The sequence below is a fragment of the Desulfovibrio cuneatus DSM 11391 genome (assembly GCF_000430005.1).
GTDB lineage: Bacteria > Desulfobacterota > Desulfovibrionia > Desulfovibrionales > Desulfovibrionaceae > Frigididesulfovibrio > Frigididesulfovibrio cuneatus.
Window position 1 is genome coordinate 1 of sequence record NZ_AUCY01000058.1, and the last position, 10,969, is coordinate 10,969.

The 10,969-nt window shown below is 56.1% G+C and carries 8 protein-coding genes; 2 read left to right on the top strand and 6 right to left on the bottom strand.

Annotation, left to right across the window (positions count from 1 at the left end):
- Positions 1-87 precede the first annotated feature (87 nt).
- The 6 genes from rfbF to G497_RS0112085 all read right to left on the bottom strand — a co-directional run bounded on the left by rfbF (position 88) and on the right by G497_RS0112085 (position 7,210).
- Complete coding sequence (rfbF, locus tag G497_RS0112060; protein ID WP_027188331.1) at positions 88-855, bottom strand: glucose-1-phosphate cytidylyltransferase; 768 nt, start codon at positions 853-855, stop codon at positions 88-90.
- A 121-nt stretch (positions 856-976) separates the two neighbouring features.
- On the bottom strand, positions 977-1,861 hold the full coding sequence (gene mutM, locus G497_RS0112065; protein ID WP_027188332.1) for a bifunctional DNA-formamidopyrimidine glycosylase/DNA-(apurinic or apyrimidinic site) lyase: 885 nt from the start codon (positions 1,859-1,861) through the stop codon (positions 977-979).
- A gap of 180 nt (positions 1,862-2,041) precedes the next feature.
- Positions 2,042-3,247 carry a glycosyltransferase gene (locus G497_RS0112070; RefSeq protein ID WP_051258098.1) on the bottom strand — a complete coding sequence of 402 codons (1,206 nt, stop codon included), beginning with the start codon at positions 3,245-3,247 and terminating at the stop codon, positions 2,042-2,044.
- The gene (locus tag G497_RS0112075; protein WP_084516280.1) at positions 3,244-4,209 is read right to left on the bottom strand and encodes an aminotransferase class IV; all 966 of its coding nucleotides are present in this window, start codon (positions 4,207-4,209) and stop codon (positions 3,244-3,246) included. Before G497_RS0112075 ends, G497_RS0112070 begins: the two co-directional genes overlap by 4 nt.
- A gap of 455 nt (positions 4,210-4,664) precedes the next feature.
- Complete coding sequence (locus G497_RS0112080) at positions 4,665-5,708, bottom strand: aspartate-semialdehyde dehydrogenase (protein WP_027188335.1); 1,044 nt, start codon at positions 5,706-5,708, stop codon at positions 4,665-4,667.
- 182 nt (positions 5,709-5,890) lie between these two features.
- Positions 5,891-7,210, bottom strand: a complete 1,320-nt coding sequence (locus G497_RS0112085; RefSeq protein ID WP_027188336.1) for a tRNA-specific 2-thiouridylase — start codon at positions 7,208-7,210, stop codon at positions 5,891-5,893.
- Between the two features lie 96 nt (positions 7,211-7,306).
- Here G497_RS0112085 and G497_RS19325 point away from each other — a divergent pair, with 96 nt between their 5' ends.
- Positions 7,307-8,212, top strand: a complete 906-nt coding sequence (locus tag G497_RS19325) for a chorismate mutase (protein ID WP_027188337.1) — start codon at positions 7,307-7,309, stop codon at positions 8,210-8,212.
- Between the two features lie 585 nt (positions 8,213-8,797).
- Entirely contained in the window at positions 8,798-10,081 is a 1,284-nt protein-coding gene (gene serS, locus G497_RS0112100) for a serine--tRNA ligase (RefSeq protein ID WP_027188338.1), read from the top strand.
- The last annotated feature ends 888 nt before the right edge of the window (positions 10,082-10,969 follow it).

Below are 10,969 nucleotides of genomic sequence, written 5' to 3' on the forward strand. Positions count from 1 at the left end.
TAGTTTTACCAACGTGCCACGCCCAAAACAAAACACAAAGCAAGTAGCTGGCTTTACGCCGCCAAACGGAAAAAGACAGTGTTTCCCCTATTTCATCCAGGGGGCGTTCCCCTTCTCCCACATGGAAGAAAGGAGCTGATAGTCACGCAAGGTGTCCATGCACTGCCAAAATCCTTCATGCCGGTACATGGCCAACTGCCCCTGTGAGGCAAGCCGCTCCAGCGGTTCCTTTTCAAGGTCGCAAGAAGGGTCTTCGTCCAAGTATTCCAGAAATTCCGGTTCAAACACAAAAAAGCCGCAGTTGGTAAACTGGTTCAGAATGGGCTTTTCCTGCCAGCCCAGCACTTCCCCTTCCGGCCCTGTGCTAACGGTACCAAAACGCGAAGGCATACGCACCCCGGTAAAGGTACCCAGCTTGCCGTGGCTTTTGTGGAACTTGAGCAGGGCGTCAATATCAATGTCCGCCACGCCGTCACCATAGGTTGCCATAAAAGGTTCGTTGCCAATGTACTTGGCCACCCGCTTTATGCGTGCTCCTTTTTCCGTATCTTCCCCTGTGTCGCACAGGGTAACGCGCCAGTCTATGCCCTTGGATTCATGAATATCCAGAGCGCCGGAGGCCATGTCTATGGTAAAGTCAGAGTTGCGAATTTTGTAGTCGTGAAAATATTGTTTAATAACTTCGCCCTTATAGCCAAGGGGCAGAACAAAGTCTTTAATACCGTAGCGTGCGTAACGCTGCATGATGTGCCACATGATGGGGCGGCCGCCGACTTCTACCATGGGTTTTGGTTTGAACTCGGTTTCTTCGCGCAGGCGTGTGCCTTTGCCGCCGCAAAAAATGATGACTTTCATGGAAAACCTTTGTTTTCGCGTAAGTTACATGGTTGACACAGGCCATTGCCGCCATGGCGCAGGCCGGATGTTCTTCGCTTACCACAAACCGCGTCAGGGGGGAAGGGGTGTGGTAGCCGCTCTACCCTTTCTGGCAATTACGGCACCACACTGTGGTGCGCCCTGCCACTTTGCTACAATCCAGCGGGGTGTTGCACACCCGGCACAAGGCCCCTTTGCGGCCATACACAAAAAAATTGTTCTGGAACGAGCCTGCATCGCCATTGGCGTCGCGGTAATCGCGTATGGAACTGCCACATTCTTCAATGGAACGTTGCAGCACATTTTGCACGGCCTGGGCCAGCCGGGTTAGGCGCGGCATGCTCAGGCTGCTGGCTGCGGCAGTGGGCACAATGCCCGCCTGGAACAGGGCTTCATCCGCATAAATATTCCCAATACCCGCCACCACAGTTTGGTCCAGCAACACGGCCTTAATGCTACCCCGCTTGGCGTGCAGGCGCTGGGCCAAACTCTTGGCAACTGTTTCCAAAGGTTCCGGCCCAAGCTTTTGCCAAAAGTCCCATATGTCCAGCTCATGCGGTAGCATAACGCGGCAATAGCCAAAGGTACGCATGTCATCAAAGAACAGGCGGTGCAGGTTGTTGGCCTGGTGTGCTTTGTCCATTTGGTCGGCCTGGACCATGTCAAAAATCAAGCGGGTGTGCTTTAACGGGGCAGTGTTGCCGGGGTGCACAAAAAAACGGCCTGTCATTTTCAGGTGAAAGGCCATGAAAAATTGGGCGTTGGTTTCCGGGTGCAACGGGTGCAGGGCACGGCATTGCAGCATAACCAACTTTGCCCGGCGGAACACCCGCTCAATGGTGGCGTGGTGCAAGGCACTGGCGACCTGCACCGTAGGGCTTTGCAGGCTTTTTGCGTGCAAAATATGCATGTTATGAATAACCTTGCCCGTTACTTGGGGGGCAAGGGTACGCACAACGGTTTCAACTTCGGGTAGTTCGGGCATAGGGACTCGGCTAGTGTAAAGCGTGGGGGAAACGAACAACTGAGCGTTTCCCAAAAGGCATTGTAATCCGTGCTTGTTAGATCAAGAACCAAACATACTATAGGTACGGCTGGGCAAAAGGCAATGAGTAAGAAGTGTAGGGGCATAACACGCAACGCTCCACACAGCCCCCGTATACAGTCACCGCAACAACGCTTCCAGCGTGTGCATGGCAGCTTCCTGGGAAAAGTTGGCCTCCACAAAGGCCCTGCCCGCTTCCCCCATGGCCTTGCCCTGTTCCGGGTGTTGCCACAATTGCATGGCCGCTTCCGCCATTTGCTGTAATGGCCCAGCCTCTTCCAGGGTTTCTGCTCCGCGGGGCAGGGGGAACAGCCTGCCGTTTACCCCTTGCTGCACTAGGTTTGGCATGTTGCTCACGTTAAAAGCAAACACAGGCTTGCGGGCCAGCATGGCTTCCACCAGCACGTAACCAAACCCTTCCCACAAGGAAGGCAACACAAACAAGTCGATGCGCTGCCAAAAAGAAGCTAAATTTTCCTGAAAGCCCATAAACTCCACATGCTCCTGCACGCCCAGGCGCTCTGCAAGTGCGTGCAGGGCTTCAAGGCGTGGGCCGCTGCCTGCAATAACAAGCTGAAACGGCACCCCCAAGGGCTGCAAAGCCGCCCCCAGCAACAGGAGCAAATGCTGGGCCTTTTCCGGGCTTAACCGGCCTGCGGTACCAATAACCAGTGGCCGGGTGCTTTGGGCAGGGGGCGTTCCCTTATCAGGCTGCTCTGGCAATGCCTGCAAGGCCGCGTCAAAGGCGGCAATGTCCACCCCATTGGGCAGCAGGTGCACACGTTCCGGCGCTACAAGGGAGGTATTGTTCTGCAACAGGGTGTCCCGCGTAGCCTGTGAATTCACAATAACCCCGGTGAGCAGGCCAAACAGGCGGCGGTTCATCCAGCTATTTTTTACGGCAATGGCACTGCCCCGGCGGTAAAAAATACGCGCCACCCCGGCTTTTTGTGCGGCAGGGGCAATACATTTCAGGTCGGAAGGCAAGTTCAACACCACAGCATGCACAGCGTTATGGCGCAAAAAATTGGTCAATACCCCCATAAACATGGGGTTGAGAAAAGAAAAACGCCCAAGGCGCACCGGGAACAGCTCCAGTTCCGGGTGTTCCCCTGCCCGTTCATACAATGCGCTGTTGGCTTGGCACACCAAAAACACCCTGTAGCCGCGCCGGGCCATGGCCAGGGCGGCTTCAAGGTGCCATTTTTCCCCGCCGCCCCAGGTTTTGCTGGTATTGCAAAAACACAGCACAGGCTGCACCCCGGTGTGGAGCACAGCCTGTATGCACCCTGAGGCGGGCAATTGTTCTCTTTCTGGCAGGTTCACACCGCGCCTTGGGCAAAGGGCACGCCGTTTTCCAGCATGTCGCTGTGAATAAGCGCGCGCATAAGGCGGCTTGTTTCACCGGGGGTGCCATTGCCAATGGGGGTGCCTTCATAGCTTACCACGGCAACGCATTCCGGCCCTGTACCCAGCATCAGCACTTCCTCGGCTTTCAAAATATCTGCTTCGGCAATACTGCGGTGCACCCATTGGCGCTTACCTTCCAGCAATGCCATGGCCCGTAGCAGGGTGGTACCCGGCAAGGAATTGGTAAAGCGCGGCACTTCCACCACGCCCTCGCGGTTCACAAGGCAAATGTTGGCCACGGCGCTTTCCGCCAGGAATCCTTCTGCATCAAAGCAAAACGGCACGTCCATGCCGCGTTCTTTGGCTTCATGCATCATCAGCACGTTAGGCAGGTAGTTGGTGTTTTTAATACGGGCAAGGTAGCTTTGCTTGGCAGGAATGGTCGTGCGAAAACCCTTAACCCCGGCGTTATACCACGCTTCAGTGGGCTGGGTAAAACGGCTGGCAATAATATACAGGCTGGATTCCGGGCACTCCGAAGGGGCAATGCCAAAGCCGCCGGGCCCACGGCCCAAAAGCACACGCAAGGTGCCCTGCTGTTCCCCGCTATGGCGGGCCACGGCCAGGCACAGCTCCTGAATTTGCTCCCACGAGCAGGGCGGGGCAAGAAAAATGGAGTCGGCTGAACGCTGCATGCGCTGCATATGCTCGTGCAACTGGTACAACCGCCCACCAATATACTTGATGGTTTCAAACACACCGTCGCCCCGGTGGGCCAGGTGGTCGTCCAGGGGCAACAGCATCAGGCGCGGGTCTTTGCCAATGCCCCCCATGCGGTGTTCATAATACGCCAATATATTCTCCGCACCGGGGCGCGGGGTTGCCAACAGGCGGGCCACCTGTTCTTCCGTGGAAAGCAGAGGAATGGCATTGGTCATAAAAATCTCCTGTTGTTCCAGGCAAATTTGGGGAGGCTCTGCCTCCCCAAATCCCACCGCCAAGGGCATGATGCCCTTGGAACCCCACATTTGCGTTCAGTTTTTCGCTTTGCGAAAAGCTGAACGCAAATGGGGGTCAAGGGGCGTCACGTCCCTTGCAGGGGGCTGGGGGACAGCGTCCTATGTTTTTCCGCTTGTGCTTCGTGGAGATGTGCCGGATGGCAAGCCACCCGCACCCTCCGCCCTCGCTCCACGGCTCGCTACGCTCGCGACTGCCGTCGGCTTTAGGGAAGTTGTGCACCCTTAAAAGGGCATTATGTGACGCACAGGAAACACTCAGTTTTTTCGTTTGGCAAGGCACGAGCTTTTTTTGAGGTGGGTGCTGGGCTCTTTGGCCCTGCCCCGCCTCGAAAAAAGCGAGAAACGCCGCCAAACGGAAAAAATCAGTGTTTCCCCTAGGCAAAAGCTTTGCGGTTGGTAACGCGCACGAGATCTTCAGCCACAAGGCGCTCGGCAATTTGCACGGCGTTCAGGGCTGCGCCTTTGCGAATGTTATCTGCCACCACCCACATGTTCAGGGTATTGGGGTTGGTAAAGTCTTCGCGAATACGGCCCACAAACACTTCATCTTCCCCGGCAGCCTCAATAGGCATGGGGTAGAGCTTTATTTCAGGGTTATCATACACCTGCACACCGGGGGCGCTGCTCAAAATAGCGCGGGCGTCTTTGGCACTTAAGGGCTTGCTGAATTCGATGTTAACTGATTCAGCATGCCCGTAGAACACAGGCACGCGCACTGCGGTGGCGCTCACCTTTATGTTGGCATCGCCCATAATTTTAACGGTTTCTTCCGTCATTTTCATTTCTTCCTTGGTGTAGTCGTTGTCAAGGAAGACATCAATTTGCGGCAGGCAGTTAAACGCAATGCGGTAGGGGTATACTTTTGCTTCCGGCTCTTGCAGGTTGAACATTTGGCGCACCTGCATTTCCAGCTCTTCAATGGCTTTTTGCCCGGTGCCGGAAACAGCCTGATAGGTGGAAACCACCACCCGGCGAATGCCCGCAGCCTTGTGCAGGGGGGCAAGGGCCACCACCATTTGAATGGTGGAACAGTTGGGGTTGGCAATAATGCCCTGGTGGTTTTGCAATGCCTGGGGGTTCACTTCCGGCACCACCAGCGGGCAGCGCGGGTCCATGCGCCATGTGCTGGAGTTATCCACCACGGTGCAGCCAGCGGCCACAGCCTTGGGGGCAAAGGCAAGGGAAGTGCTGCCACCGGCGGAAAACAAGGCCAGGTCCACCCCGTTGAACGAGTCATCTTTCAGTTCCTGCACGGTAAGTTCCCCCCCCATATAGGGCACGGTGGTGCCAGCGGAACGGGAAGAGGCAAGGGGAATAATTCTGGTAGCAGGAAAATTGCGGCGTTCCAGGGTACTCAGCATTTCACGCCCAACTGCGCCTGTGGCGCCAACAACAGCAACGGTAAGTGGTCGAGACACGGTTAGCCTCCTGTGGCTAGAATGAAAGTGGACAACGCCCCCACCATACGGCAAGCGGGCACAGTTGACAATGCAGTCAAGGCCCAAAAAAAGGATTGGCATATACCCTAATAAAACAGGAGCGGCTTGCCATGTGCACTATATGATAATGAAAGACTGATTAAAACGGCTTCGGGAAACGCTCAGCGTTTCACCGCTCTGACAATTACACCGCCAGCCACAACGCACAACACTGGCCTGCCGTCTTCTTCCACATGACCATGCAGGGGGGCATACAGGGCAGCAACTTGCCCAGGGGCCACGTTGTCTTCCGGTTCCAAAAAGTGAATATGCAACTCTGGCCCGGTGGCTGTTTCCACTATTTCGGCCCGGCAGGGCTTGGGGGCTTCGCGGTAGCGGGTTTTGGCCAGCAGGGTTTGGGGCCACAGGTGACGGGGCACCGCTTCGTTCACCTCATGGCACACGCAGCCGTGAATGCCTTCTGCCCCGCGTGGACCAAGCAGCAAAATATTCTCGTCGCGTTTTTTATCCAGTACATACAGGGGCTCTTTCCAGCACACCCCAAGGCCCTTGCGCTGGCCTTCAGTATATTGCCAAAGCCCCTGGTGGGTGCCAAGGCGGGTGCCGTCCGGCAGCAGCACAGGGCCGGGTTGCCCAAGGGGAATGCCCAGTTGTTCTGCCACGGGCGGGACAAAAGCGCGATAATCGTCCCCCGGTACAAAGCACACTTCCTGGCTTTCCTTACCCTGGGGCGGAGTAAAACCAAGGGCTTCAAGTTCTTGCAACACAACACTTTTATGGGCCTTCCCCAAGGGGAACAGGGCATGGGCCAAGGCTGCCCCCGGCACAAGGGAAAGAAAATAGCTCTGGTCTTTGCGTATATCTGCCCCTTGCAACAAAAGCGGCAGCGGGAATGCGTTCCTTTCCAGCATGGTGGCAGGGGCACCAAAGGCATCGGCCAAAGGAATGGCAGGTGCATGGCGCAGGGCAGCCACCAGGGCGTCGCCTTCATAAATAAGAGATACCCCTTGCTCAACGGCACTGGGTTCTGCCCCTTCGCCTTCAAGCGCATGGGCTTGGCCCCCGGCAGCGGGAACCAGCCGCACATAGTGCCCGGTGGCAAGGTGGGTAGCCCCGTGCTTTTGGGCTTCCTGCAAGAAAGCACCGAACTTGATGGTGGCATTACAATGGGCACACGGGTTTGGCGTGTTGCCCCTGGCGTAAGCCTGCACAAAAGGCGTAACCACCTGCTGCATGAAGGCTTCGGCGCAATCCGCCACAAAAAACGGCACCCCAAGGCGCTGGCAGGCAGCGGCAAGGCCCGCTTCCACGGCAAGGGGGTCAGCACCGGCACATTGCAGCCCAAGGCCAAGGTGCTGGGCAAAACGCCCGTGAATGCCCAAAACAGGCACCCCGGCCCGGTGCAGGCGCACCAGGGTGAACAGACTGTCTGCCCCGCCGCTTAATGCCACGGCCACAAGAAATGATGATGAGTGTTGCATCCTTTGCGGGTACCTGATGTGCCAGCAAAACACAAGCCCTTCCCTTGAGGAATACACAGAGCTGTGTCATACATTCCTCAACACCAAGGAGCCTGCATGACCTTCAAAGCACCCGCCTGCCCGCAACCAGATAGCGCCAACTCCCGGCTGGAGGCAGAACTGGCCGTTCTGCGCCAACAGCTTGATACCATTGACACTGAACTGGTAGACCTGCTGTGCCGCCGCGCCGCCATCAGCCACGCTGTTGGTGCTGCCAAGCAGGGCAAAATAGATTCCGTGTTCCGCCCCCAGCGTGAAGCGGCCCTGCTGGAGCGGGTTGCCGCTCTGGGGCACCTGAATATGCCGCCGCAACAGGTTCAGGCCATATACCGGGAAATTCTCTCTGCTTCCCGCGCTACCCAGCAACAAGAACACGTAGCCTGTGCGGGCCAGCCAGGTAGCCCTGCCCACTTGGCTGCCCTTGCCATTTTTGGTTCCCAGCCTTGCTATGCCCATAGTGGCCCCAGCCAAAAAGCCCTGGCCCCACTTGCCAGCGGGGCATGCCACGCAGCTGTGGTGCCCGCCCCCAACCCAGGCACCCTTGCCGGGGCGCAGTTCCTTAAGGCACTGGCCCGTAGCGGCTGCAAATGCATTGCCTGCACGCACCATAAAGGCGCGGCCTTTTGGGTACTTGCGCGTGAAACGGAAAGCCTTGCCCCTGGCTGCACCCTGTTTATTCTGCTGAAGCATAATGCCACTACCCAGCCACACGCCCACAGCCAGGCATGGCACAGCGCCCTTGCCACAGCCCTGGCACAGGCAGGGTTGCCTGTGCAGCAGTGCACCCCCCTGGCAAAAAAACAGACAAAAAATACCGCAACCACAATGCTGCTGGAAGTGAACTGCCTGCCCCGTGAAATTTTTTGTTCACAGCAGTGCCTGCACACCCTGGAAGCTGTTCTGGCCCCCTTTTGCAGCACATATACACTCCTTGGTTGGTGCCCCACCCTAGGGGAGCAGTAAGCACCTTTCCCTCATTTTTTTGTTGCGCCGCATAGCAAAGGTCACTAAACGCAAGCAGGGCCGGAAGCGAAACACCGCTTCCGGCCCTTATTATTGGCTTGCAAAGGAGGAAAGTATGCAATTAGTAGTGCAAAGGCTGTGCCAAACACGTTATTTTTAAAAATATACAATATTTTCAGGGTAATATTTTTTGCACCCCTTATTTTAGCCCCCAAAAGGCTGTTTTCCCGTCCAACATTTTTTACACTGCTTTTTCTCCTTGCCACTCAGCAAAACGCGGTGCTCATCCATACATAAAATAACTATTATTTCCGATAGATATACCTAAAGCGTGACGCTTCATTTCGTATTGTTTTTGGCCGTTTCCCAAAAGAATGTTCAATATTTTTTACATAACCCGCCCAGGCAGGTGCTTGTGTCTGGCGTTTTGCCCAAGGCTTGTGTACACTGTGGCCTGTTCGCCCATGGGTTACGCCCATGAATAATTACCATATCACTTCTCTTTCTTTCATCATTTCAGTGCCCCTGCCGCACTGTGCTGCCATACCGCCCCATGTTTTGGGGGCCAACGCCCTAGGAGCCACCATGTTAGACTTGAAATTACTGCAACGCCAGCCAGAAATTGTGGAAAAAGCCCTGTGCGACAGAAACTCACCCATGCGCGTTGAAGAATTTACCGCCCTGGATGAACGCCGCCGGGCCTTGCTTGCGGAAAGTGAAACCCTGAAGGCTGAACGCAACAGCGCTTCTGCTGAAGTAGGCAAACTAAAGCGCACCGGGGGCGACGCCAGTGCCATTATGGAGCGCATGGGGGCAGTGAATGCCCGCATCAAAGTACTGGGTGAAGAACTGGAAGGGGTGCAAACAGCGCAAAACGACTGGATGCTTTCCGTACCCAACGTGCCCCACACCAGTGTGCCTTTGGGCAAAAGCGAAGAAGACAACCCCGTGCTGCACACCTGGGGGCAAGTACCCACCTTCTCCTTTACCCCCAAAGAACACTGGGAACTGGCAGAAACGCTAGGCGGCCTGGATTTTGACCGGGGTGCAAAGCTGGCAGGCAGCCGCTTTACTGTGTACTGGGGCTGGGCTGCCCGCCTGGAACGTGCTCTGGCTTCCCTGTTTCTGGACATACACACCAGGGAACATGGCTACACGGAAGTGCAGCCCCCCCTTATGGTAAACCGCAAAACCATGACAGGCACGGGCAACTTGCCAAAGTTTGAAGAAGACCTGTTTAAAATGGAAGCCTGGGACTATTTCCTTATTCCCACAGCAGAAGTGCCCCTGACCAACCTGTTTGCCGAAGAAATACTGGAAGAAAGCATGCTGCCCATTGGCCTGACAGCCCACACCCCGTGCTTTCGTTCCGAAGCTGGCGCCTATGGCAAAGACACACGCGGCCTTATTCGCCAGCACCAGTTCAGCAAGGTGGAAATGGTGCGCTTTGCCCACCCGGAACGCTCCTTTGATGAACTGGAACGTATGCGCGGCCATGCGGAAGCGTTGCTGCAGCGCCTGGAACTGCCCTACCGCGTGATTACCCTGTGCACCGGGGACATGGGCTTTGCCTCTGCCAAAACGTATGACCTGGAAGTGTGGCTGCCAGGACAGAACAAATACCGCGAAATATCCTCCTGCTCCAACTGCATGGATTTTCAGGCCCGCCGGGCCAACATTCGCTTCCGCCCCGCGGGCGGCGGCAAACCGGAATTTGCCCACACCTTGAATGGCTCTGGCCTTGCGGTGGGGCGCACCCTGGTGGCTGTAATGGAAAATGGCCAGCAAGAAGATGGTAGCGTTGTTCTGCCCAAGGCTTTGGTGCCGTATATGGGTGGGCAGGAATTTATTTTACCTCAGCAACGCTGAGAAACGCTGTCTTTTTCCGTTTGGCTGCGTTGCCTGCGCCTCGGCTTTCTTGAGAGCCGGGGCGCATTGTTTCGTGCAGCGTGCCACCACGCCAGCAACGTCCCTGCGCAGGCAGGGATCCAGTATTCTTAGGATGTTAGGTGTTTTTCTTGCGGCGTGCCGCCGCCCCAGCTTGTGGTTTTTTGTTTTGTTTGCCGCTCCGCTAGGGTTAGGGGGCCCTTGTGCGGCCCCCTAACAACCCCACACCCACGGGGTTGCACCCCGTGACCCCGCTGGGTTCCCGGCCTGCGCTCAGTAGATTTGTTCCGCTCACTCGAAGACTCGTACGCTGCACAAATATATTCGCACGGGAAGACACCGTGCAGGGCATGAGTGAGGTGGATTATTTGGTTTCGTAGGTACTCAAAGTAAACGCCACACAAAGTAATTGCTACACTGTAACCAAGCTTCACTAAACTACTGCACTTCGCATGAGTAGGCGGGCGCAGCAAAGCGCGCGTAGGGTGGGGGGTAACTCGAAGAATTACCTGTAAGGTGCGGCGAAGCGCCGCATACCCTATTGAATTGTATAAGGTAAAACACGTTTCATAAGGTCCCCAAAACCATGGCAAGACTGAAAAGAGTACGCCACACTCTTCACCCCTGCCATCCATAGTATTCCCACCCTTCCCTAAAGCCGACGGCCGTCGCGAGCGTAGCGAGCCGTAGAGCGATAAGGCGGGGCAGAGGCGGCTACGCCGCCGGAGCACACAACCCGCCGCAAGAGCGGAAAAAGTCGATTTTTGTTTTCTGCCAAGAAAGGAGCTTCCCGTGCGGGGCGATGTGTAAATGCAGAGCGGTACTGCTGTCTTTGAGAAACGTGCAGTTTTTTCGTTTGGCTAGGCACGA